The 23,941-nt window shown below is 73.9% G+C and carries 19 protein-coding genes; 16 read left to right on the top strand and 3 right to left on the bottom strand.

Features of this window, described 5'->3' with window-relative positions:
- Window positions 1–15 precede the first annotated feature (15 nt).
- From ACF09J_RS02795 to cobI, 7 genes are read left to right on the top strand one after another with little or no spacing between them, the layout of a single operon-like run.
- Complete coding sequence (locus tag ACF09J_RS02795) at window positions 16–957, top strand: cobalamin biosynthesis protein (RefSeq protein WP_392303564.1); 942 nt, start codon at window positions 16–18, stop codon at window positions 955–957.
- Entirely contained in the window at window positions 954–2,462 is a 1,509-nt protein-coding gene (locus tag ACF09J_RS02790; protein ID WP_392303563.1) for a cobyric acid synthase, read from the top strand. Before ACF09J_RS02795 ends, ACF09J_RS02790 begins: the two co-directional genes overlap by 4 nt.
- Complete coding sequence (cobN, locus tag ACF09J_RS02785) at window positions 2,459–6,112, top strand: cobaltochelatase subunit CobN (protein ID WP_392303562.1); 3,654 nt, start codon at window positions 2,459–2,461, stop codon at window positions 6,110–6,112. Before ACF09J_RS02790 ends, cobN begins: the two co-directional genes overlap by 4 nt.
- Entirely contained in the window at window positions 6,109–8,115 is a 2,007-nt protein-coding gene (locus ACF09J_RS02780) for a putative cobaltochelatase (protein ID WP_392303561.1), read from the top strand. Before cobN ends, ACF09J_RS02780 begins: the two co-directional genes overlap by 4 nt.
- Window positions 8,115–8,723, top strand: coding sequence for a cob(I)yrinic acid a,c-diamide adenosyltransferase (cobO, locus tag ACF09J_RS02775; RefSeq protein ID WP_392303560.1), 609 nt, complete (start codon window positions 8,115–8,117; stop codon window positions 8,721–8,723). The genes ACF09J_RS02780 and cobO overlap by 1 nt, the downstream gene beginning before the upstream one ends.
- On the top strand, window positions 8,717–10,102 hold the full coding sequence (locus ACF09J_RS02770) for a cobyrinate a,c-diamide synthase (RefSeq protein ID WP_392303559.1): 1,386 nt from the start codon (window positions 8,717–8,719) through the stop codon (window positions 10,100–10,102). Before cobO ends, ACF09J_RS02770 begins: the two co-directional genes overlap by 7 nt.
- Window positions 10,099–10,848, top strand: coding sequence for a precorrin-2 C(20)-methyltransferase (gene cobI, locus ACF09J_RS02765; RefSeq protein WP_392303558.1), 750 nt, complete (start codon window positions 10,099–10,101; stop codon window positions 10,846–10,848). The genes ACF09J_RS02770 and cobI overlap by 4 nt, the downstream gene beginning before the upstream one ends.
- Window positions 10,849–10,874: 26 nt before the next feature.
- Here cobI and ACF09J_RS02760 read toward each other — a convergent pair whose 3' ends face one another.
- Window positions 10,875–11,606, bottom strand: a complete 732-nt coding sequence (locus ACF09J_RS02760; protein WP_392303557.1) for a ZIP family metal transporter — start codon at window positions 11,604–11,606, stop codon at window positions 10,875–10,877.
- 95 nt (window positions 11,607–11,701) lie between these two features.
- Here ACF09J_RS02760 and cobM point away from each other — a divergent pair, with 95 nt between their 5' ends.
- From cobM to cobC, 6 genes are read left to right on the top strand one after another with little or no spacing between them, the layout of a single operon-like run.
- Window positions 11,702–12,520, top strand: coding sequence for a precorrin-4 C(11)-methyltransferase (gene cobM / locus ACF09J_RS02755; protein WP_392303556.1), 819 nt, complete (start codon window positions 11,702–11,704; stop codon window positions 12,518–12,520).
- Complete coding sequence (gene cbiE, locus ACF09J_RS02750) at window positions 12,517–13,755, top strand: precorrin-6y C5,15-methyltransferase (decarboxylating) subunit CbiE (protein ID WP_392303555.1); 1,239 nt, start codon at window positions 12,517–12,519, stop codon at window positions 13,753–13,755. Before cobM ends, cbiE begins: the two co-directional genes overlap by 4 nt.
- The gene (gene cobJ / locus ACF09J_RS02745; protein WP_392303554.1) at window positions 13,752–15,443 is read left to right on the top strand and encodes a precorrin-3B C(17)-methyltransferase; all 1,692 of its coding nucleotides are present in this window, start codon (window positions 13,752–13,754) and stop codon (window positions 15,441–15,443) included. The genes cbiE and cobJ overlap by 4 nt, the downstream gene beginning before the upstream one ends.
- Complete coding sequence (locus tag ACF09J_RS02740; protein ID WP_392303553.1) at window positions 15,440–16,027, top strand: precorrin-8X methylmutase; 588 nt, start codon at window positions 15,440–15,442, stop codon at window positions 16,025–16,027. The genes cobJ and ACF09J_RS02740 overlap by 4 nt, the downstream gene beginning before the upstream one ends.
- The gene (locus ACF09J_RS02735; RefSeq protein ID WP_392303644.1) at window positions 16,027–16,941 is read left to right on the top strand and encodes a sirohydrochlorin chelatase; all 915 of its coding nucleotides are present in this window, start codon (window positions 16,027–16,029) and stop codon (window positions 16,939–16,941) included. Before ACF09J_RS02740 ends, ACF09J_RS02735 begins: the two co-directional genes overlap by 1 nt.
- Window positions 16,931–18,004 carry an Rv2231c family pyridoxal phosphate-dependent protein CobC gene (gene cobC / locus ACF09J_RS02730; RefSeq protein WP_392303552.1) on the top strand — a complete coding sequence of 358 codons (1,074 nt, stop codon included), beginning with the start codon at window positions 16,931–16,933 and terminating at the stop codon, window positions 18,002–18,004. The genes ACF09J_RS02735 and cobC overlap by 11 nt, the downstream gene beginning before the upstream one ends.
- Window positions 18,005–18,067: 63 nt before the next feature.
- On the opposite strand, the gene ACF09J_RS02725 is transcribed toward cobC, so the two are convergent.
- Both ACF09J_RS02725 and ACF09J_RS02720 read right to left on the bottom strand, forming a co-directional pair.
- Window positions 18,068–19,048: an SCO1860 family LAETG-anchored protein gene (locus ACF09J_RS02725; RefSeq protein ID WP_392303551.1), complete on the bottom strand. Its 981-nt coding sequence runs from the start codon at window positions 19,046–19,048 to the stop codon at window positions 18,068–18,070.
- 248 nt (window positions 19,049–19,296) lie between these two features.
- A complete protein-coding gene (locus ACF09J_RS02720; RefSeq protein ID WP_392303550.1) occupies window positions 19,297–20,394 on the bottom strand; it encodes an amidohydrolase family protein in 1,098 nt (365 codons plus the stop codon).
- 127 nt (window positions 20,395–20,521) lie between these two features.
- On the opposite strand from ACF09J_RS02720, the gene ACF09J_RS02715 reads away from it, so the two are divergent.
- From ACF09J_RS02715 to ectB, 3 genes are all read left to right on the top strand, one after another.
- Window positions 20,522–21,625 carry a pyridoxal-phosphate-dependent aminotransferase family protein gene (locus tag ACF09J_RS02715; RefSeq protein ID WP_392303549.1) on the top strand — a complete coding sequence of 368 codons (1,104 nt, stop codon included), beginning with the start codon at window positions 20,522–20,524 and terminating at the stop codon, window positions 21,623–21,625.
- 393 nt (window positions 21,626–22,018) lie between these two features.
- A complete protein-coding gene (gene ectA, locus ACF09J_RS02710) occupies window positions 22,019–22,558 on the top strand; it encodes a diaminobutyrate acetyltransferase (protein ID WP_392303548.1) in 540 nt (179 codons plus the stop codon).
- A gap of 79 nt (window positions 22,559–22,637) precedes the next feature.
- Window positions 22,638–23,909: a diaminobutyrate--2-oxoglutarate transaminase gene (gene ectB, locus ACF09J_RS02705; protein WP_392303547.1), complete on the top strand. Its 1,272-nt coding sequence runs from the start codon at window positions 22,638–22,640 to the stop codon at window positions 23,907–23,909.
- Window positions 23,910–23,941: the final 32 nt, after the last annotated feature.

Below are 23,941 nucleotides of genomic sequence, written 5' to 3'. Positions count from 1 at the left end.
CGACCGGCTGACCCGATGGGTGCCGATCGCGTCTTCGCGTACGGCGCCGCCGCCGGCCTCCTCGGTGACCTGCTCCTCGGCGATCCGCGCCGCGGGCACCCCGTCGCCGCGTTCGGACGGGCCGCGGGCGCCGTGGAACGCGCGCTGTGGCGGGACCACCGCGGCCGGGGCGCCCTGCACACCGCCGTGTGCGTGGGGGGTGCCGTGTCCTCGGCCGCGCTGGCAGCGTCCGCCGTACGGTCCTCGCCTGCCGCGTCCGTCGCGCTGACCGCCGCCGCCACCTGGGCCGTCGTCGGCGGGACCTCCCTCGCCCGTGAGGCGCGGGAGATCGGGCGCGCGCTGGAGGCCGGCGACGTCGACGGCGCCCGGGAGCGGCTGCCGCATCTGTGCGGGCGTGATCCGCAGGCGCTGGACGCCGACGGGATCGCCCGGGCCGTCGTCGAGTCCGTCGCCGAGAACACCTCCGACGCGGTGGTGGGCGCGCTGGTGTGGGGCGCCGCCGCCGGTGTGCCGGGGCTCGTCGGCTTCCGCGCGGTCAACACCCTGGACGCCATGGTCGGGCACAAGTCCCCCCGCTACCGCCGCTACGGCTGGGCCTCGGCCCGTCTCGACGACCTCGCCGGATGGCCGGGGGCGCGGCTGACCGCCGCCCTGGCGGCCGTGGCGGGCGACGACCCGCGCGGTGCCGTACGGGCCTGGCGCGCCGACGCCGGCAAGCACCCGAGCCCCAACGCCGGTCCGGTCGAGGCCGCGTTCGCGGGGGCGCTCGGGGTGCGGCTTGGCGGCACGCTCTCGTACGCCGGGCGCGTGGAGCACCGTCCGGTGCTCAACGGCGCCGGACGCGCCGTCCGGCCGGAGGACATCGAGCGTGCGGTACGGCTCTCCCGCCGCGTGGGCTGGCTCGCGCTCGGCGTGTGCGCGGGCGCACGGCTGCTGAAGAGAGGACGGACGTCATGAGGGGCGGACTGCTCGTCGCCGGTACCACCTCCGACGCGGGGAAGAGCGTCGTCACGGCCGGGATCTGCCGGTGGCTGGTGCGCCAGGGCGTGAAGGTCGCCCCGTTCAAGGCGCAGAACATGTCCCTCAACTCCTTCGTCACCCGGGAGGGCGCCGAGATCGGGCGGGCACAGGCCATGCAGGCCCAGGCGTGCCGGATCGAGCCGACCGCGCTGATGAACCCGGTGCTGCTCAAGCCGGGCGGCGAACAGAGCAGCCAGGTCGTCCTGCTGGGCAGACCGGTGGGCGAGATGAGCGCCCGCGGCTACCACGGCGGGCGGCAGCAGAGGCTCCTCGGCACCGTCCTCGACTGCCTGGCCGAGCTGCGGAGCACGTACGACGCGGTGATCTGCGAGGGGGCGGGCAGCCCCGCGGAGATCAACCTGCGCCGGACCGACATCGTCAACATGGGGATCGCGCGCGGCGCGCGGCTGCCCGTGCTCGTCGTCGGCGACATCGACCGCGGCGGCGTCTTCGCCTCCTTCTTCGGCACGCTCGCCCTGCTGTCGCCCGAGGACCAGGAACTCGTCGCCGGGTTCCTCGTCAACAAGTTCCGCGGCGACGTCTCGCTGCTCGAACCCGGGCTCGACATGCTGCACGGGCTCACCGGACGGCGCACGTACGGCGTGCTGCCGTTCCGGCACGGGCTCGGCATCGACGAGGAGGACGGACTCCGTGTCTCGCTGCGGGGCGCCGTGCGGGAGTCCGCCGTGGCGGCGCCGGTCGGCGAGGACGTGCTGCGGGTCGCCGTCTGCGCGGTGCCGCTGATGTCCAACTTCACCGACGTCGACGCGCTCGCCGCCGAACCCGGCGTCGTCGTGCGGTTCGTGGACCGGCCCGAGGAACTGACCGACGCCGACCTCGTCGTCGTGCCCGGCACCCGCGGCACGGTCAGGGCGCTGGAGTGGCTGCGGGAGCGCGGCCTCTCGCGCGCCCTGGCGGGGCGGGCCGCCGAGGGGCGGCCGGTGCTCGGCGTCTGCGGCGGCTTCCAGATCCTCGGCGAGCACATCGAGGACGACGTCGAGTCGCGGGCCGGGCGCGTGGACGGCCTCGGACTGCTGCCCGTACGCGTCCGGTTCGCCCGCGAGAAGACCCTGACCCGGCCGCAGGGCGAGGCCCTCGGCGAGCGGGTCGAGGGCTACGAGATCCACCACGGGGTCGCCGAAGTCACCGGCGGGAGTCCCTTCTTGGACGGCTGCCGGGTCGGCGCCGTGTGGGGCACGCACTGGCACGGCTCGCTGGAGTCGGACGGCTTCCGGCGGGCCTTCCTGCGCGAGGTGGCGGCCGCCGCCGGCCGCCGTTTCGTGCCGGCGCCCGACACCTCGTTCGCCGCGCTGCGCGAGGAGCAGCTCGACCGGCTCGGCGACCTGATCGAACAGCACGCGGACACCGACGCGCTCCGGCGGCTCATCGAGTCGGGCGCGCCGCAAGGACTGCCTTTCATTCCACCGGGAGCGCCCGCATGAGCACAGTGTTGTTGTTGTCGACCGCCGACACCGATCTGCTCGCCGCCCGAGCCTCGGACGCCTCCTACCGGATCGGCAACCCGACCCGCGTGGACGCCGGCCAGGAGCTCGCGGGGCTGCTCGACGGCGCGGACATCGCCGTCGTACGGCTGCTCGGCGGCAAGCGGGCCTGGGAGGACGGGCTCGCCGCGCTGAAGGCGTCCGGCGTGCCGACCGTGCTGCTGGGCGGAGAGGCCGTGCCGGACGCGGAGCTGATGGCCGAGTCGTCGGTGCCCGCCGGGGTCGTGGCGGAGGCGCTGAAGTACCTCGTCGAGGGCGGGCCCGACAACCTGGCGGAACTCGCCCGGTTCCTCTCCGACACGGTGCTGCTGACCGGCGAGGGCTTCGAACAGCCGCACAGGATGCCCGAGTACGGCGTGCACGGCGAACGCGCCCTCGTCGACGGCCGCCCGACCGTCGGCGTGCTCTTCTACCGCGCCCACGAACTGAGTGGCAACAGCGCGTTCGTGGACACCCTGTGCGACGCGATCGAGGCGCACGGAGCCAACGCCCTTCCCGTCTACTGCGGTTCGCTGCGCGGCGCGGACGCCGGGCTGTACGAGATCCTCGGACGCGCCGACGCCCTGGTCGCCACCGTCCTCGCGGCCGGCGGCACGCACGCCTCCCGGGCCTCCGCCGGTGGTGACGAGGAGGCCTGGGACATCGGGGCGCTCGCGGACCTCGACATCCCCGTACTGCAAGGGCTCTGCCTGACCTCCTCGGGCGCCGCGTGGGACGAGTCCGACGCCGCGCTGTCCCCCATGGACGCGGCCATGCAGGTCGCCATCCCGGAGTTCGACGGGCGGCTGATCACCGTGCCGTTCTCCTTCAAGGAGCAGGGCCCGGACGACGTGCCGGTGTACGCGGCCGACCCCGAGCGCGCCGCCCGCGTCGCCGGGATCGCCGTACGGCACGCGCGGCTCCGGCACAAGCCGAACGCCGAGAAGAAACTCGGGCTGGTCTTCACCGCCTACCCGACCAAGCACTCCCGGGTCGGCAACGCCGTCGGTCTCGACACCCCCGCCTCGGCGGTGCGGGTGCTCGACGCGCTCCGGGACGCCGGGTACTCCCTCACCCAATACCCTGCGGGCGGCGACGAGTTGATCCACCGGCTGATCGAGGCCGGCGGCCACGACGTCGAGTGGCTGACCGAGGACCAGCTGGCCGCCGCGCCCGCGCGTGTGCCGCTCGCGGACTACCGGGCGTGGTTCGACACCCTGGACCCGGAGCTGCGGAACGCCATGCTGGAGGCCTGGGGCGAACCGCCGGGCGGCCTGTATGTCGACGGCGACGACATCGTCCTCGCCTCCCTGCGGTTCGGGAACGTCGTGGTGATGATCCAGCCGCCGCGCGGCTTCGGCGAGAATCCGATCGCGATCTACCACGACCCGGACATGCCGCCGTCCCACCACTATCTGGCGGCCTACCGCTGGCTGGAGAACTCTTTCGGCGCCGACGCGATCGTGCACATGGGCAAGCACGGCACGATGGAGTGGCTGCCGGGCAAGGGCCTGGGGCTGAGCGGGAGGTGCGCCCCGGACGCGGTCCTCGGTGATCTGCCGCTGATCTACCCCTTCATCGTCAACGACCCCGGCGAGGGCACCCAGGCCAAGCGGCGCGGGCACGCCACGGTCGTCGACCACCTCGTCCCACCGATGGCGCGCGCGGACACCTACGGCGACCTGGCCAAGCTGGAGCAGCTCCTCGACGAGTACGCGCTGGTCTCCGACCTGGACCCGGTGAAGGCGCCCGCCGTGCGCGCCCAGATCTGGACCCTGGTCAAGGCCGCCGAGCTCCACCACGACCTGCGTGTGGACGAGCAGCCGGACGACGAGGCGTTCGACGAGTTCGTCATGCACATCGACGGCTATCTGTGCGAGATCAAGGACGTGCAGATCAGGGACGGCCTGCACATCCTCGGCGGCGGACCGGTCGGCGAGCCCCGGGTGAACCTGGTACTCGCCGTGCTGCGCGCCTCCCAGGTGTGGGGCGGGCAGGCGAACGCGCTGCCGGGGCTGCGGGCGTGTCTCGCCGAACACTTCGGCCTGGTGGAGAAGGAGTTGCTGGCCGAGCCGGGCGCTCCGGTGAAGGTGCCGGTGGAGCTGACGGACCTGGTGGACGGCCCGTCGCGCACGGCGGCGGACGCCATCGACCTGCTGGAGCAGCTCTGCCGGCGGATCGCCGAGGGCATGGAGGAGCGCGGCTGGGCGGCCGACGCGGGTCCGGCTCTCGTACGGGAGGTGCTGGGCACCGAACTCCCGGACGCGACGGCCGTGCTGGAGTTCGCCTGCACCGAGGTCGTGCCGCGGCTGGCCCGTACGACGGACGAGATCGGGCACATCCTGCGGGCGCTGGACGGCGGTTACGTCCCGGCGGGCCCGTCCGGCTCGCCGACCCGGGGCCTGGTCAACGTGCTGCCGACCGGACGCAACTTCTACTCGGTCGACCCCAAGGCGATCCCGTCCAGGTTGAGTTGGGAGGTCGGCCAGTCGCTCGCGGACTCGCTGGTGGCCCGCTACCTCCAGGACACGGGCGCGTACCCGAAGTCGGTCGGCCTGACGGTCTGGGGCACCTCCGCGATGCGCACCCAGGGCGACGACATCGCCGAGATCCTGGCGCTGCTGGGCTGCCGCCCGGTCTGGGACGACGCCTCGCGCCGGGTGACCGGCTTCGAGGTGGTCTCCCTGGAGGAGCTGGGCCGGCCGCGTATCGACGTCACGGTCCGCATCTCGGGCTTCTTCCGGGACGCGTTCCCGCACGTGGTCGGGCTGATCGACGACGCGGTACGGGCGGTGGCCGAGCTGGACGAGCCCGCCGGGCGGAACTTCGTGAAGGCCCACGCCGACGAGGACACCGCCGAGCACGGCGACCGGCGCCGCGCCACGGCCCGCGTCTTCGGCTCCAAGCCGGGCGCGTACGGCGCGGGTCTGCTGCCCCTGATCGACGCGCGGAACTGGCGCAGTGACGCCGACCTGGCCGAGGTGTACGCGGTGTGGGGCGGCTACGCCTACGGGCGCGGGCTAGACGGGCGGGCGGCGCGCGGGGACATGGAGACGGCGTTCCGGCGGATCGCGGTGGCGGCGAAGAACGTCGACACTCGTGAGCACGACCTGGTCGACGCCGACGACTACTTCCAGTACCACGGCGGCATGGTCGCCATGGTGCGGCACCTGACGGGGGCGAGCCCGGAGGCGTACGTCGGCGACAGTGCCGTACCGGACCAGGTGAAGACGCGGACTCTGGGCGAGGAGACGCATCGGGTCTTCCGCGCCCGTGTGGTCAACCCGCGCTGGATGGCGGCCATGCGGCGGCACGGCTACAAGGGCGCCTTCGAGATGGCGGCGACCGTGGACTACCTGTTCGGGTACGACGCCACGGCGGGCGTGGTCGACGACTGGATGTACGAGAAGCTCAGCGCCGAGTACGTCTTCGACGCCGAGAACCGGGACTTCATGAAGAAGTCCAACCCGTGGGCGCTGCGGGGCATCACCGAGCGGCTGCTGGAGGCCGCCGACCGCGGGCTGTGGGCGGAGCCGGACGCGGACACGCTGGAGCGGCTCCGGGCCACCTACCTGGAGCTGGAGGGCGACTTGGAGGGCGAGGACAAGTGACCACCCCGTTTCCGTTCACGGCTGTCGTCGGACAGGACGACCTGCGGCTCGCGCTGCTGCTGAACGCGGTGTCGCCGCAGGTGGGCGGCGTGCTCGTACGCGGCGAGAAAGGCACCGCCAAGAGCACCGCCGTACGCGCCCTGTCCGCGCTCCTGCCCGAGGTGGACGTCGTCCCCGGGTGCCGTTTCTCGTGTGACCCCGGATCGCCCGATCCCGCCTGCCCGGACGGGCCGCACGAGCCGGGATCCGGCACGACGCGGCCCGCCCGGATGGTCGAACTCCCCGTCGGGGCCTCGGAGGACCGGCTCGTGGGCGCGCTCGACATCGAGCGGGCGCTCGCCGAGGGTGTGAAGGCGTTCGAGCCGGGCCTGCTCGCCGACGCGCACCGCGGGATCCTGTACGTCGACGAGGTCAACCTCCTGCACGACCACCTCGTGGACCTCCTGCTGGACGCCGCCGCCATGGGCGCCTCGTACGTCGAGCGCGAGGGCGTCTCCGTACGGCACGCCGCCCGTTTCCTGCTCGTCGGGACCATGAACCCCGAGGAGGGCGAACTGCGGCCCCAACTCCTCGACCGCTTCGGCCTGACCGTCGAGGTCGCGGCCTCGCGGGAGCCCGACCAGCGGGTGGAGGTCGTGCGGCGCAGGCTCGCCCACGACGACGATCCGGACGGTTTCGCCGCGCGGTGGGCCGACGAGGAGAGTGCCGTACGGCAGCGGATCGTGGCGGCGCGGGAGCTGCTGCCGCAGGTCCGGCTGGGCGACGGCGCGCTGCGGCAGATCGCGGCGACCTGTGCCGCCTTCGAGGTGGACGGTATGCGTGCCGACATCGTCATGGCCCGGACCGCCACCGCGCTGGCGGCCTGGGCCGGGCGGACCGACGTGCTCGCCGAGGACGTGCGGCAGGCCGCGTTGCTGGCACTCCCCCACCGGCGGCGGCGCAACCCCTTCGACGCGCCGGGCCTTGACGAGGACAAGCTCGACGAGACCCTTCAGGAGTCCGCGGGCCCTCAGGACGACGATCCCGACCCCGGCCCCGACGGGCCCGGCGGTGGCGGCGGGCAGCCAGCCCCCGACGACGGCGGCCCGCAGGGCGGTGACACCGCCGCGCAGCCCGAGGCCGGCGACAGCGGTGAGCCGCAGCCCTCCGGTGCCGGCGCCGGTGAGCAGTCCGCCGTGCGGGCCTCCGAGCCGTTCCGCACCAAGGTGCTGAGCGTGCCCGGCCTCGGCGAGGGCGCCGCCGGTCGGCGTTCGCGGGCGCGGACCGAGCACGGGCGCACGACCGGGGCGCGGCGGCCCCAAGGCTCCCTGACCAAGCTGCACCTGGCGGCCACCGTGCGGGCCGCCGCACCGCACCAGCGCGCACGGGGACGGTCCGGGCCGGGGCTGGTGGTCCGCCGGGACGATCTGCGGCAGGCGACCCGCGAGGGGCGCGAGGGCAACCTCGTCCTGTTCGTGGTCGACGCCTCCGGGTCCATGGCCGCCCGGCAGCGCATGAGTGCCGTGAAGGGCGCCGTGCTGTCCCTGCTCCTCGACGCCTATCAGCGGCGGGACAAGGTGGGCCTGGTGACCTTCCGCGGCAACGACGCACAGGTCGCGCTGCCGCCGACGTCGTCCGTCGACGCCGCCGCGGCCCGGCTGGAGTCACTGCCGACGGGTGGACGCACTCCGCTGGCGGCCGGGCTGCTCAAGGCGCACGAGGTGCTGCGGATCGAGCGGCTGCGTGATCCGGCGCGGCGGGCGCTGGTCGTGCTGGTGACCGACGGGCGGGCCACGGGTGGGCCTGAGCCGGTGGCGCTCGCCGGGCGCGCGGCGCGGCTGTTCGCGGCCGAGGGGACCGCGTCCGTGGTCGTGGACTGCGAGTCGGGGCCGGTGCGGCTCGGCCTCGCCGGGCAGCTCGCGGGTGAACTGGGCGGTACGGCCGTGACGTTGGACGAGCTGCGGGCGGACAGCATCGCCGGTCTCGTCCGGGACGTGCAGGGGACTTCGAGGAGGGCCGCGTAATGCCGCAGGGGCAGCCGAGCGTCGTACCGGAGGACGGACTGACGACCCGTCAGCGCCGCAACCGGCCGCTGGTCGTCGTGCACACCGGCGTCGGCAAGGGCAAGTCGACCGCCGCCTTCGGGCTCGCACTGCGCGCCTGGAACCAGGGCTGGCCGATCGGGGTGTTCCAGTTCGTCAAGTCGGCGAAGTGGCGGGTCGGCGAGGAGCGCGCGCTGCGGGTGCTCGGCGACTCGGGCGAGGGCGGGTCCGTCGCGTGGCACAAGATGGGCGAGGGCTGGTCCTGGGTGCAGCGGGACGCACAGGGTGACAACGCGACCAACGAGCAGAAGGCGCGGGAGGGCTGGGAGCAGGTCAAGCGGGACCTGGCCGCCGAGACGTACCGGCTGTACGTGCTCGACGAGTTCGCGTATCCGATGCACTGGGGCTGGGTCGACACCGCCGAGGTCGTCGACGTGCTGCGGAACCGGCCCGGGACCCAGCATGTGGTGATCACTGGGCGGAACGCGCCCGCGGCGCTGGTGGACTTCGCCGATCTCGTCACCGACATGTCCAAGGTCAGGCATCCGATGGACGCCGGGCAGAAGGGGCAGAGGGGCATCGAGTGGTGACGTCGCTGTCCGTGCCCCGGCTGGTCGTCGCCGCGCCCTCGTCGGGCAGCGGCAAGACCACCGTCGCCACGGGGTTGATGGCCGCGCTGACCCGGCGGGGGCTTTCCGTGTCCCCGCACAAGGTCGGTCCGGACTACATCGATCCGGGGTATCACGCGCTCGCCACCGGGCGCGTGGGGCGGAACCTGGACGCGTACCTGTGCGGGCCGGAGCTGATCGGGCCGCTGTTCCTGCACGGGGCGCGCGGGTGCGACGTCGCCGTCGTCGAGGGCGTGATGGGGCTGTACGACGGGGCCGCCGGGGAGGGCGAACTGGCGTCCACCGCACAGGTGGCGAAGCTGCTGCGGGCGCCGGTGGTGCTGGTCGTCGACGCCTCGTCGCAGTCCCGGTCGGTGGCGGCGCTGGTGCACGGGTTCGTGACGTGGGATCCCGAGGTGCGGATCGGAGGCGTGATCCTCAACAAGGTGGCCTCCGAGCGGCACGAGGCGCTGCTGCGCGAGGCGCTGGACTCGGTCGGGGTGCCCGTGCTGGGGGTACTGCGCCGGGTCGGGCAGGTGGACGTGCCGTCCCGTCATCTCGGCCTGGTCCCGGTCGCCGAACGGCGGGCGGCGGCCGTGGACGCGGTGGAGGCGATGGCGGCGCAGGTCTCCGACGGGTGCGATCTGGAGGCGCTGGTCGCGCTGGCGCGCGGTGCGGGGGCGCTGTCGTGCGCGGCGTGGGACGCGGCCGAGGTCCTGCTCTCCGCCGGCGGGGGATCCTCCCGGGAGAGGCCGAGGGTCGCCGTCGCCGGTGGATCCGCCTTCACCTTCTCCTACGCCGAGCACGCCGAGTTGTTGCGTGCCGCCGGCGCCGAGGTCGTGCCCTTCGACCCGCTGCGGGACGAGCGGCTGCCCGAGGGGACCCGCGGGCTGGTCGTCGGGGGCGGGTTCCCCGAGGTGTACGCGGCGGAGCTGTCCGCCAACGAGCCGTTGCGCGGAGCCGTCGCCGAGCTGGCGCTTGGTGGTGCTCCGGTCGCCGCCGAGTGTGCCGGGCTGCTGTATCTGTGCCGGGAGCTGGACGGGCGGCCCATGTGCGGGGTGCTGGACGCCTCGGCGCGGATGACCGGACGGCTCACGCTCGGCTACCGGGACGCCGTGGCCGTGAGCGACAGCGTGCTCGCCGGGGCCGGGGAGCGGATGCGGGGACACGAGTTCCACCGGACCGCCGTCGAGCCCGGCTCGGGCACGGGAACGGCGGCCCCCGCCTGGGGTGTGCGCGTCCCCGAGCGGCGGGTCGAGGGCTTCGTACGGCGGAACGTGCACGCGAGTTATCTGCACACGCACTGGGCCGCCGCGCCCGGTGTCGCCCGTCGGTTCGTCGAGAGGTGCCGGACGTCATGAGCAGCAGGCTGATCGGAGTCGGGGTGGGCCCCGGCGATCCGGAGCTGGTGACCGTCAAGGGCGTCAACGCCCTGCGTGCCGCGGACGTCGTCGTGGTGCCCGTCATGGGCGCGTCCGACGGAGCGGACGGCGGGGAGCGGGGCCGTGCCGAGGCGACCGTGCTGCACTACGTGCCCGCCGAGAAGGTCGTCCGGGTGGTGTTCGCGCTGAACGAGCGCTCGGACCGGGCGCGTCGGGAGGCCGCGTGGGACGCGGCCGGGCAGCGGGTCGCCGGGCTGCTCGGAACCCGTGGCACGGTCGCCTTCGCCACCATCGGCGATCCCAACGTCTATTCGACCTTCACGTATCTGGCGCAGACCGTCGCGGCGCTGGTGCCGGGGACGGTGGTGGAGACGGTGCCCGGGATCACCGCGATGCAGGATCTGGCGGCGCGTTCGGGGGCCGTGCTGACCGAGGGCACCGAACCGCTGACCCTGGTTCCGGTCACCGCGGGGGCCGGCGTGCTCAAGGAGGCGCTGAGCGGGCCCGGGACCGTGGTGGCGTACAAGTTCGGGCGGCAGGCGCGCGAGGTGGCCGAGGCGCTGCGGGAGAGCGGGCGGATCGGCGACGCGGTGTGGGGGTCGGCGCTGGGGCTGCCGGAGGAGTCGATCCGGCCGGCCTCGGGGCTCGACGGGGCGCCGCTGCCGTACCTGTCGACGCTCATCGCGCCCGCGCGGCGCGAGGGCGGCCGGGGCGGCAAGCTGTGAGCCGTACCCGGGCGCGGGCGGGCCGGTCACGCCGCCAGGCCGACCACCACCCAGATGAAGGCCACCCCCGCGACCGTGCACAGCAGGGTCGAGCGTGCGGGGTGCTCGTGGTGGGCCTCGGGGAGGATCTCGGCCGCGGCGAGGTAGAGCAGGGCCCCGCCGAAGAGGCCGAGATAGCCGCCGAGGAACCACTCCGGGATGGTGACGAACGTGGTCGCCGCGGCGCCCGCCATGGGGGCCAGGGCGTCCGCGACGAGCATGGCCACGGCCTTGCGGCGCGCGTTGCCGTACAGGCTGGTGATGGTGAACGTGTTGAAGCCGTCGGCGAAGTCGTGGGCGATGACGGCGAGCGCCACCGCGACACCCATGCCGTGGTTCACCTGGAAGGCGGCCCCTATGGCCACGCCGTCCATGGCGCTGTGACCGACCATGGCCGCCGCGGCCGTCAGGCCCACCTCGGGGGCGCGGTGGTTGTGCCGCTCGTCGCCGCCGTGCGCGGCCTGCCGGGCGGCCAGCAGGCGTTCCACCAAGTGGGCCACGAGGAAGCCGGCCACGAACAGCAGCAGGGCCGCCGGTACGCCGAAAACCTCCCGGCCGGCCGCGTGCAGCGCCTCGGGCAGCAGGTCGAGGCCGACCACGCCCAGCATCAGGCCGCCGGCCAGTCCCAGGACCAGATGGCGGCGGTCGGTCACCCGCTGTGCCGTCCAGCCGCCGGCCAGCGTCATCAGGAACGCGCCGAGCGCGACGAGGACCGCCATGTGCCCTTGCTATCCGATCAGGGCCCGATCGCGCACATCCGGCCACCCCTACATCCGCCCACACCAGGACATTTCGCACGAGAGGACCCGAATCCATGGCCGTTGCCCCGACCGGCAAGGTGACCTTCGTCGGTGCCGGCCCCGGCGCCGCCGACCTGCTGACGTTCCGCGCCGCCCGCGCGATCGCCGAGGCCGACGTGGTGATCTGGGCGGCCAGCCTGGTGCAGGCCGAGGTGCTCCAGCACGCGCGGGAGGACGCGCAGATCCTGGACTCGGCGGCCCTGTCCCTGGAGGACGTCGTCGCCGTGTACGAGCGGGCGCACGCCGAGGGGCTGAAAGTGGCCCGCGTCCACTCCGGCGACCCGGCGCTGTGGGGCGGCACGCAGGAGCAGCTCGACCGGTGCGCGGACATCGGCATAGGGACCGAGGTCGTGCCGGGTGTCTCGTCCTTCTCCGCCGTGGCCGCGCTGGCGCGGCGCGAGCTGACGATCCCGGAGGTCGCCCAGTCGGTCGTGCTGACCCGGCTCGGTGGCGGGAAAACGCCGATGCCGCCCGGTGAGGAGGTGCGCGAGTTCGCCCGGCACGGCACCACCATGGCGGTGTTCCTGTCGGCGGCCCGCAGCGGCCAGCTCGTGCGGGAGCTGCTGGAGGGCGGCTACCCGACGTCCACGCCGGTGGTGGTGGCGTACCAGGCGACCTGGCCGGAGGAGCTGATCGTCACGTGCACGGTCGGCACGCTGGAGGAGACGGTCAAGGAGCACAAGCTCTGGAAGCACACGCTGTTCCTGGTCGGACCGGCCCTCGCCGCCCACGGCACCCGCTCGCACCTCTACCACCCCGGCCACTTCCACGGTCACCGCAGGGCCGACCCCGAGGCCCGCAGGGCCCTGCGCGCGCGGGGTGCGAGCACGTGATCACGGTCGTCGGCACGGGCACCGGGGCGTACGGCACCCGGCTGCCCGCGGACGCCGGGCTCGTCGTGGGCGCGCGGCGGCATCTGGACGCCGTACGGCTGCCGGAGGGCGCCGAACGGGTCGTCCTGGGCCCGCTGGCGCCCGCGCTCGACACCATCGGCGAGTACGTCGGCAAGGAGCGGCCGGTGCTCGTGCTGGCCTCCGGGGACCCGGGTTTCTTCGGGATCGTACGGGCGCTCGCCGAGCGGTTCGGACCGGAGCTGCTGGACGTCCGCCCCGGTGTCTCCTCCGTGGCCGCCGCCTTCGCGCGGATCGGGCTGCCCTGGGACGACGCGGTGGTGGTCAGCGCGCACGGGCGGGACCTGCGGACGGCCGTGAACGTCTGCCGGGCGCGTCCGAAGGCCGCCGTGCTGACCGGGCCGGGGGCCGGGCCCGCCGAACTGGGCGCCGCGCTGGCCGGCACCTGCGGCGAGCGGGTGCTGGTCGTCGCCTCCGCGCTGGGTGATCCGGCGGGGGAGCGCGTGGAACGGCTCACTCCGGCCGAGGCCGCCGCCCGCGACTGGGGCACGGCGGTGAACGTGGTGCTGTGCCTGGACGGGGCGCACGCGCCCGGACCCCCGCGCACGGTCGCGGGTCCGCCGGCCGGCCCGTCGCGGTGGGCCCTGGAGGAGAGCGAGTTCGCCCACCGCGACTCGATGATCACCAAGTTCGAGGTGCGCGCCCTGGCGCTGGCCCGGCTCGGGCCGCGCCTCGGCGACCTGGTCTGGGATGTGGGCGCGGGCTCCGGTTCGGTCGCCGTGGAGTGCGCCCGGCTGGGCGCAGCCGTCACCGCCGTCGAGAGGACGGCCGACGGTGTGGAGCGGATCCGCGCCAACGCGGCGGCGCACGCCGTGGACGTGTCGGTGGTGCACGGGACCGCACCGGAGGCGCTGGCCTCCCTCGCCGACCCCGACGCGGTGTTCGTCGGCGGCGGCGGGCTCGCGCTGCCCGCGGTCGTGACCGCGTGCGCGCTGCGGGCCCGGCGGACCGTCGTGGTCGCCGTGGCGGCGCTGGACCGGGTGCCGGCCGTGCGCGAGGCGCTGACCGCCGCCGGGCTCGTGTGCGACGGCGTGCTGCTCCAGTCCTCGCGGCTGGCGCCGCTGCCGGGCGACGTGACCCGGCTCGCCGCCACCAACCCTGTTTTCCTGCTGTGGGGCACGCGGCCCCCGGTGCGACAAGAAGGAGTCGCTGAGTGATCGGCCTCATTTCCGCCACGGCGGCGGGCGCGGCCGCCCGGGACCGGCTGGCCGCGGCCTGGCCGGACCGTACCCGGGTGTACGACGGGCCCGTCGGGGACGCCGTACGGGCCGCCTTCGCCGAGTGCGGGCAGTTGGTGTGCTTCCTGGCGACGGGGGCCGTCGTACGGCTGATCGCGCCCCTGCTGGGCGAGAAGGCCTCCGATCCGGGGGTGGTGTGCGTCGACGAGGGCGGCCGGTTCGCGGTGTCCCTGGTGGGCGGGCACGCGGGCGGGGCGAACGAACTGGCCCGCGCGGTGGGCGAGGTGCTGGGCGCGGAGCCGGTCGTGACGACCGCGACGGACGCCGTGGGGCTGCCCGGCCTCGACACGCTCGGGCTGCCGGTGGAGGGCGATGTCGCCGGGGTCTCGCGGGCGCTGCTCGACGGGGAGCCGGTCGTGCTGGAGGCGGAGGTGCGCTGGCCGCTGCCTCCGCTGCCGGTCGCCGTCGAGGGCGCGTACACGATCCGGGTCACCGACCGTGCCGCCGCACCCGCCGAGCAGGAGGTGGTCCTGCGGCCGCCGACGCTGGTCGTGGGCGTCGGCGCGTCCAGGGGCGCGCCCGTCGAGGAGGTGGTGGGCCTGGTCGAGGGCGTGCTCGCGAAGGAGGGGCTGTCCGCGCTCTCGCTCGCCGAACTGGCCACGGTCGACGCCAAGGCGGAGGAGCCCGGCGTCGTCGAGGCGGCCCGGCGGTTCGGGGTGCCCCTGGTGACGTACCGCGCCGAGGAGTTGGCGGCGGTCGACGTGCCCAACCCGTCGCGGGCGCCGCTCGCCGCCGTCGGCACCCCGTCCGTCGCGGAGGCCGCCGCACTCGTGCGCGGCGGTGAACTCCTCGTGCCCAAACGGAAGTCGGAGCGCGCCGACGGGACGCCCGCGATGGCCACCTGCGCGGTCGTACGGCGGCCGGGGCGCGGGCGGCTCGCGGTCGTCGGGCTGGGTCCCGGCGCCCGGGACCTGCTCACGCCGCGCGCGCGGGCGGAGTTGCGGCGCGCCTCCGTGCTCGTGGGGCTCGACCAGTACGTCGACCAGATCCGCGACCTGCTGCGGCCCGGCACCCGCGTCCTCCAGTCGGGGCTGGGCGCGGAGGAGGAGCGGGCGCGCACGGCGGTCGCCGAGGCCCGCCGCGGGCACGCCGTCGCCCTGATCGGCAGCGGCGACGCCGGGGTGTACGCCATGGCCTCCCCCGCGCTCGCCGAGGCGTCCGACGACATCGACGTGGTCGGGGTCCCCGGGGTCACCGCCGCCCTCGCCGCGAGCGCCCTTCTCGGCGCTCCCCTGGGCCATGACCACGTCTCGATCAGCCTCTCCGACCTGCACACGCCGTGGGAGGTCATCGAGCGGCGGGTGCGGGCGGCGGCCGAGGCGGATCTCGTGGTGACGTTCTACAACCCCCGCTCCCGGGGCAGGGACTGGCAGTTGCCGAAGGCGCTGGCGGTCCTGGCGGAGCACCGGGAGCCGGCGACGCCGGTCGGTGTCGTACGCAACGCGTCACGGCCGGACGAGTCCCGCCGGGTGACGACGCTGGCCGCGCTCGACCCGGCGACGGTCGACATGATGACGGTGGTGACCGTGGGCAACACGGCGACCCGGGAGATCGCGGGACGCATGGTGACGCCGAGGGGCTACCGCTGGCAGGAGGAGGCCCGGTGAACCGCGTCGTCCACCCGATCGAGCAGGAATCGTTCCGGCGGCTGCGCGCCCGTCTGGACACCTCCCACCTCGCGCCGCTGACGCGGGCGGTGGTGGAACGGGTCGTCCACTCCTCCGCCGACCTGGAGTACGCCTCCGACCTCGTCATGGCCGAACAGGAGCTGGTGACGGCGCACGCCGCGCTGCACGCGGGGGCTCCGGTGGTCGCGGACGTGGAGATGGTGGCCGCCGGGATCACCCGGCGGGAGAGCGTCTGCCGACTCAGGGACGCCAGGTCAGGACCCGGGATGACCCGCTCGGCGCACGCGGTCCGGCTGGCGTACGAGGACGTCGGCCCCGGCGCCCTGTGGGTGATCGGCTGCGCGCCGACCGCCCTGGAGGAGCTGCTGAAGCTGGACGCCTCCCCCGCGCTCGTCATCGGTCTGCCCGTCGGTTTCGTCGGGGCGGCCGAGTCCAAGGCCGCGTTGCGCGAGAGCGGGCTGTCCGCCGTGAGCAACGTGTCCGAGAAGGGCGGTTCGGCGGTCGCCGCGGCCGCGCTCAACGCCCTGCTCTACCACCCCACTTCGCTCGAGGAGAACCTGTGATCACCCCGCCGCCGCCCGCCCTGCTCGTCGCCGGTCACGGCACCCGGGACGACGCCGGAGCCGAGGCCTTCCGCGACTTCGTACGGCAGTTGGGGCGACGCCACCCCGAACTCCCGGTCGCGGGCGGCTTCATCGAGCTGTCCCCGCCGCCGCTGGGCGAGGCCGTCGGCGAACTGGTGGAGCGGGGCGTGCGCCGGTTCGCCGCCGTACCGCTGATGCTGGTGTCCGCCGGGCACGCCAAGGGGGACATCCCCGCGGCGCTGGCCCGTGAGAAGGAACGGCACCCGGGGATCTCGTACACCTACGGGCGGCCGCTGGGACCGCACCCCTCACTGCTGAGCGTGCTGGAGCGGCGGCTGGACGAGGCGGTCGATCCGTCCTGGGACCGCTCCGAGGTGACGGTGCTTCTGGTCGGGCGCGGCTCGACCGACCCGGACGCCAACGCCGAGGTGCACAAGGCGGCGCGGCTGCTGTGGGAGGGACGCGGATACGCGGGCGTGGAGACGGCGTTCGTGTCGCTCGCGGCGCCGGACGTGCCGAGCGGGCTCGACCGGTGCGCGAGGCTTGGTGCGCGGCGGATCGTCGTACTGCCGTACTTCCTGTTCACCGGCATCCTGCCGGACCGGGTGCGGCGGCAGACGGCGGACTGGGCGGCGGCGCGCCCGGAGACCGAGGTGCGCTCGGCGGACGTGATCGGGCCTGAGCCGGAACTGCTGGACCTGGTGATGGAACGGTACGAGGAGGCGGTGAGGGGCGATCTGCGGATGAACTGCGACTCATGCGTGTACCGGATCGCGCTGCCCGGTTTCGAGGACAAGGTGGGGCTGCCGCAGCAGCCGCACTTCCACCCGGACGACGACGGGCACGGACACGGGCACCACCATGGAGGGCACGCTCACTCCCATGCGCACTGAGGACACGGCCGGGCACGATCTGCGGCACCACGGGGACGCCGAGGTCCGCGACGGCGGGGCGGCACTGGTCGATCTGGCCGTGAACGTGCGGGCGGACACCCCGCCGGTGTGGCTGCGGGAGCGGATCGCAGCCTCGCTGACCGGTCTCGCCGCCTACCCGGACGGGCGGGCCGCGCGGGCGGCGGTGGCGGCGCGGCACGGGCTGCCGGTGGAGCGGGTGCTGCTGACGGCGGGAGCGGCGGAGGCGTTCGTGCTGCTGGCGCGGGCGCTGAAGGTGCGGCGGCCGGTCGTCGTGCACCCGCAGTTCACCGAGCCGGAGGCGGCGCTGCGGGACGCGGGGCACACGGTGGACCGGGTGCTGCTGCGGGCGGAGGACGGCTTCCGGCTCGATCCGGCGGCCGTGCCCGGGGACGCGGACCTGGTGGTGGTCGGCAACCCGACGAACCCGACGTCGGTGCTGCACCCGGCCTCGGTGATCACCCGACTGGCGCGTCCGGGACGGGTGCTGGTGGTCGACGAGGCTTTCATGGACGCCGTGCCGGGCGAACGGGAGGCGCTGGCGGGGCGGACGGACGTGCCCGGCCTTGTGGTGCTGCGCAGTCTGACCAAGACGTGGGGCCTCGCGGGGCTGCGGATCGGCTATGTGCTGTCGTCGCCCGAGGTGATCGCCGAGCTGGAGCGGGCCCAGCCGCTGTGGCCGGTGTCCACTCCGGCGCTCGCGGCGGCGGTCGCGTGCGTGGAGCCGCGGGCGCTGGCTCAGGCGGAGGAGGCGGCCCGCCGCATCGCGGCGGACCGGGCCCACCTGGTGGCGGCCCTGGACTCCTTCGCGGGGCACGGGGTGCGGGTGGTGCGACCGGCCGAGGGCCCTTTCACGCTGGTGCACGTGCCGGGGGCGGCGGACGTACGGCGGCGGCTGCGCGCCCTGGGATACGCGGTGCGGCGCGGGGACACGTTCCCCGGGCTCGGCGGGGACTGGCTGCGGCTGGCGGTGCGGGACAGGGAGACGGTGGACGGCTTCGTGCGCGCCCTGGGCTCGGCGCTGACGCCGCCCACCGTTCCCTGACTCACCGCGCCGGAAAGTCCCGCCGGTCGGGGACTCGCCGGCCGGCCCGCGTGGGCCCGGCCGTCAGCCGCGGCGCCGTCGTGCCACGGCCAGCGCGCCTCCCCCGGCCGCCAGCAGGACGGCGGAGCCGGCCGCCAGGTACGGCGTGAGGGAGCTGCCGCCCGTCTCCGCCAGGTCGACGGTCTTCTTCTCGGAGACGGTCTGCGGCTTCACGTCGGCGGCGTCCTGGGGCTTCACGTCGTCGCTCCCGGGCTTGTCCTCGGCGCCCTGGGGCTTGTCGTCGCCGCCCTGGCCGGCGGGCGGGGCGGCCTTCTCCGGTGCCGTCGGGGACTCGCACGTCGCCTTGGCGAGGGTGACCGTGCCCTCCACCTCGGCCACGTTCAGCTTGAGCGGATTGACGGAGACCTTGAGCTCCAGGGCCGTCGCCGCGGCCGTGCTGGAGGTGGTCTCCCGCTTCGACAGGTCGAGGCGGACGTCGCCGACGCCGGGAACGCGGACGTCGGTCGTGCCGCCGGCGCTCAGCGTCACCTTCTTGCCGAGCACCTTCACGGAGCCCAGGACGTTGCTGCTCGCGACGGGAGCCTCGCCGGTCTCGCAGGTCGCCCTGGACGTGACCTGGTCGACCTCGATCAGGGACAGCAGGGGCAGGCCGGGGACGTGGACGCGGGCGTGGGCCAGTTCGACGACGCCCTCCGCCTTGTCCGCGGATACGGTCGCGTCGGTCTTCGCCACGTCCGCGCGGATCACGCTGAAGGGCTTCCCGCCGTCCACGCCGTCGAGCCGCGCGGTCAGTGCGGTCTGCCGCGCGCTCCGCGGCGCCTCGACCTCGTTGAGGGAGACCGCGAGTGGGACGTTCACCGTCTTGTTGAGCAGGGACACGTCCAGCCCGGTGCGCAGGACGGAGGCGCTCGCGTGGCCCTCCTGCCCGCCGGTCGCGTGCGCGGATCCCGCGCCGACCAGCGTCGCCGGCCCGGCGGCCAGCACGGTGGCCGCGGCGATGGTGGCGCAACGACGGGCGGACATGCGGAAGTTGTTGCCGTTCAAGGTGTGGGACCCCCAGAAAGGAATGCTTGGGACCCCGAAAGGATTACGCACTGAGAGTGAATGGTCAGCAATCCTGCGTTACTTCACCCCTTCGTGGGGTTTCCGGCCATTCATTCGATTCTTCCGGCACGAACGTTCCCACGCGTCCCTCGCGTGCCCCTCCTCCGTGCGAGCGCACAGGTCACCGCACGAGCGCCCGCGCCGGAGCGCGCACCCCCACCTCGACGGCCTCACCCGGGGCCGGGCCCTCAGACGGCCACCCGGCCGTTGACGACCACCCGCCGCGGTGCCGCCAGCACCCGTACGTCCGCTCGCGGGTCCTCGTCGTAGACCACGAGGTCGGCGGCGGCGCCCTCGTACAGGCCGGGGCGGCCCAGCCAGGTCCGGGCGGCCCAGGTCGTCGCCGAGAGGGCTTCGAGCGGCGGGATGCCGGCCGTGACCAGTTCGGCCACCTCGGCCGCCGCCAGGCCGTGGGGCAGGGAGCCGCCGGCGTCGGTGCCGACGTAGACCGGGATGCCGGCGTCGTAGGCGGCCCGGACGGTGTCGTAGCGGCGTTCGTGCAGCCGGCGCATGTGGGCAGACCAGCGCGGGAACTTGGTCTCGCCGCCGTCGGCGAGGCGGGGGAAGGTGGCGATGTTGACGAGGGTGGGGACGATCGCGACGCCGCGTTCGGCGAACAGCGGGATCAGGTCCTCGGTCAGGCCCGTGGCGTGCTCGATGCAGTCGATGCCCGCCTCGACCAGGTCGCGCAGGGAGTCCTCCGCGAAGCAGTGGGCCGTCACGCGCGCGCCGAGTCGGTGGGCCTCCGTTATCGCCGCCTCGACCGCGTCGCGCGGCCAGCAGGCCGACAGGTCGCCGAGGTCGCGGTCGATCCAGTCGCCGACCAGCTTGACCCAGCCGTCGCCGCGCCCGGCCTCCTGGACGACGTACGCGACCAGGTCCTCCGGCTCGATCTCCCAGGCGTAGTTGCGGATGTAGCGGCGGGTGCGGGCGATGTGGCGGCCCGCGCGGATGATCTTCGGCAGGTCCTCGCGCTCGTCGATCCAGCGCGTGTCGGAGGGCGAGCCCGCGTCCCGCAGGAGGAGGGTGCCGGCGTCGCGGTCGGTGAGCGCCTGCTTCTCCGAGACGTCGTCGGGCACCGGCCCGTGCTCGTCGAGGCCGACGTGGCAGTGCGCGTCGACCAGGCCGGGCAGCACCCAGCCCTCGACGGTCCTGACATCGGTGGCGCCGGCGGGACGGTCGTAGGAGATCCGGCCGCCGACCACCCACAGCTCGTCCCTGACCTGGTCCTCGTCCGGGCCGACGAGCACCCGACCCTTCACGTGCAGCACCGCGTCATCGCTCATGCACCGCACCCTAATCAGCCCGCGCCCGCGGCGGACCACCCGGTCCGAGGTCGCCGGGTGAAAGCGGGGCAGACCCGCCGACTACCCTCGATGCGTCCGTCCTTGCCCGTACGAAAAGAGCACCGCCGTGACCCACCCGTTCCTGGACCTCGCTCCGCTGAGCGCCGACCGCTTCGCCTCCATCGAGGACCGGGTGGCGCGGCTGCTGGGCACCGAGCAGGATGTCGTGATCATGCAGGGCGAGGCGCTGCTGCCGCTGGAGGGCGCGATCAAGGGGACGGCCGGTCCCGGCACGACCGCGCTGAACGTGATCACCGGACCGTACGGGCAGACGTTCGGCAACTGGCTGCGCGACTGCGGCGCGACGGTGTACGACCTGTCCGTGCCGTACCACACGGCGGTCACGGCGGCCCAGGTCAGAGAGGCGCTCGCCGAGCACCCGGAGATCGACTTCGTGTCGCTGGTGCACGCGGAGGCGGCGACCGGCAACACCAACCCGGTCGCGGAGATCGGCGAGGCCGTGGCGGAGCAGGGCGCCCTGTTCTACCTGGACGCCGTGGCCTCGGTGGGCGCGGAGCCGGTGCTGCCGGACGCGTGGGGTGTGGACCTCTGCGTGATCGGCGCGCAGAAGGCGATGGGCGGCCCGGCCGGGGTGTCCGCGGTGTCGGTCAGCGAGCGCGCCTGGGCCCGGATGGCGGCGAACCCGCACGCACCGCGCCGCTCCTACCTGTCCCTCCTCGACTGGAAGGAGCGCTGGCTCGACGGCGGCCGCAAGGCGCTGCCGCACGCGCCCGCGCAGTTGGAGATGCTGGCCCTGGAGGCGTGTCTCGAGCGCATCGAGACGGCCGGCCTGGACACGGTGATGGACCGCCACCAGCGCGCCGCCGCGGCGACCCGCGCGGGTGCGCGGGCCCTCGGCGCGGGCCTGGAGCCGTACGTGCACCAGGCGTCGGAGGCGGCTCCGGTCGCCACCACCCTGCGGGCCCCGGCGGCCGTCGACGCCTCCGAGCTGGTCGCCCGCGCCCTGGAGGCCGACCCCGCCCTCCCGCTGGCCGCGGGCGGCGGCCCGCTCGCCAAGGAGATGATCCGCGTCAACCACTACGGGCCTCACGCCGGCAGGGACGTGGTCGAGGCCGTCCTGACGGCTCTGGCCGCCGCTCTGAGCGTCCACGGCGCGACCGGGGACGCCGAGGCCGCCCGGCAGGCGGCGTCGGATGCCTGGCAGCGATAGGCGCGGGCGCGCGGGCGGCGGGCCCGCATTCTCCGGAATCGGACGGACAGGGCTCACGGATCTCTCGGGGCTATCTCTCTCGGGGCTTATCGGCGAAAGAATTCAGTAATTAAATTCTGGGCACCTACCCAATCTCTCCTGCCCCGTTTCTCCGGGCCTAAACGCAGAGATTTTCCGAACGCTCGGCGACACAATTCGGAGGCTGCCGGGAGCGTTATGCGACTGTGACGGACCCCACAGGCGCGACCCTTTTGCCCGGTAATTAAGGGGCAAACCCGCCCATACGGTCGCCCCCTCGCGCAACCCCACGCCCGCGCGATAACACATGCGCCCGGTTCACGTAAGGCTCTTGGGCGATGCATTTTTGAATTCTGCTCGGTAAGTTCATTCCACATGACTGCCGCCCAAGCAGACCTGCATTCCCCCCGCACAGAATTGCCGGAGGCGCCTCGCATCGAGCGTCCATCCCCCGCCGACGGCGCCGCTCTCTGGCGACTGGCGAAGGAATCCGGGACGCTGGATGTGAACTCCTCGTACAGCTATCTCCTCTGGTGCCGCGACTTCGCCGCGACGTCCGCGGTGGCACGCGGCGCCGACGGGGAGCCGGTCGGTTTCGTGACCGGGTACGTGCGGCCCGACCGTCCGCACACCCTGCTCGTGTGGCAGGTGGCCGTCGACGCCGGCCACCGGGGCCAGGGCCTGGCCGCCCGGCTGCTCGACGCGCTCACCGCCCGGGTCGCGGCCGAGCGCGGGCTCACCTCCCTGGAGACCACGATCAGCCCGGGCAACACCGCCTCCGAGCGGCTCTTCACCTCCTACGCCGCCCGGCACGGCGCCACGGTCGAGCGTGAGGTCCTGTTCGGGGCCGAGCAGTTCCCGGACGGGCCGCACGACCCGGAGGTCCTCCACCGGATCGGTCCGCTCTCCTTCTGACCGCGGCGCCCGTACCGGCCTTCGGTCCCAGCCATCTCTCCGCCTCCCCTTCACTCCCCCCACCGAGGAGCGATTCGTCGTGACCATCACCCAGCCCGACCTGAGCGTCTTCGAGACCCTGGAGTCCGAGGTGCGCAGCTACTGCCGTGGCTGGCCGACCGTCTTCGACCAGGCGCGCGGCAGCCGCATGTACGACGAGGACGGCCACGAGTACCTCGACTTCTTCGCGGGCGCGGGCTCGCTCAACTACGGCCACAACAACCCGGTGCTGAAACGGGCGTTGATCGACTACCTGGAGCGCGACGGGGTCACGCACGGGCTCGACATGTCGACCACCGCCAAGCGCACGTTCCTCCAGACCTTCCAGAACCTGGTCCTGCGCCCCCGTGACCTGCCGTACAAGGTGATGTTCCCGGGCCCGACCGGCACCAACGCCGTGGAGTCGGCGCTGAAGCTGGCCCGCAAGGTCAAGGGCCGCGAGGCGATCGTGTCGTTCACGAACGCCTTCCACGGCATGTCGCTGGGGTCCCTGGCCGTCACCGGGAACGCCTTCAAGCGGGCCGGCGCCGGCATCCCGCTCGTGCACGGCACGCCCATGCCGTTCGACAACTACTTCGACGGCAAGGTCCCGGACTTCCTGTGGTTCGAACGGCTGCTGGAGGACCAGGGCTCCGGTCTGAACAAGCCGGCCGCCGTGATCGTCGAGACGGTGCAGGGCGAGGGCGGCATCAACGTCGCCAGGCCCGAGTGGCTGCGTGCGCTCAAGGAGCTGTGCGAGCGGCAGGACATGCTGCTGATCGTCGACGACATCCAGATGGGGTGCGGGCGCACCGGGGCCTTCTTCTCCTTCGAGGAGGCCGGGATCGTCCCCGACATCGTCACCGTCTCCAAGTCCATCAGCGGCTACGGCCTGCCGATGTCGCTCTGCCTGTTCCGGCCGGAGCTGGACGTGTGGGAACCGGGCGAGCACAACGGCACCTTCCGCGGCAACAACCCGGCGTTCGTCACGGCCACGGCCGCGCTGGAGGCCTACTGGACGGACGGCTCGGCGATGGAGAAGCAGACCCGCGCCCGCGGTGAGCGGCTGGAGCAGTGGCTGATCTCGATCACCGAGGAGAACCTCACGGACGTCAAGGAGTACCGGGGCCGGGGTCTGGTGTGGGGCATGGAGTTCCACGACCCGGAGCGGGCCGGGCGCATCGCGCGGCGCGCCTTCGACCTCGGGCTGCTGGTCGAGACGTCGGGCCCGCAGAGCGAGGTCGTCAAACTGCTGCCGGCGCTGACCATCACCGCCGACGAGCTGGACGAGGGCATGAGCACCCTCGCCCGCGCGGTCCGCGAGACCGCCTGACCACAGAGCCACAGAGCCACAGAGCCACAGAG

This window comes from Streptomyces sp. NPDC014889 (assembly GCF_043081205.1).
GTDB lineage: Bacteria > Actinomycetota > Actinomycetes > Streptomycetales > Streptomycetaceae > Streptomyces.
This window is presented reverse-complemented; position numbering and strand designations above follow the sequence as displayed.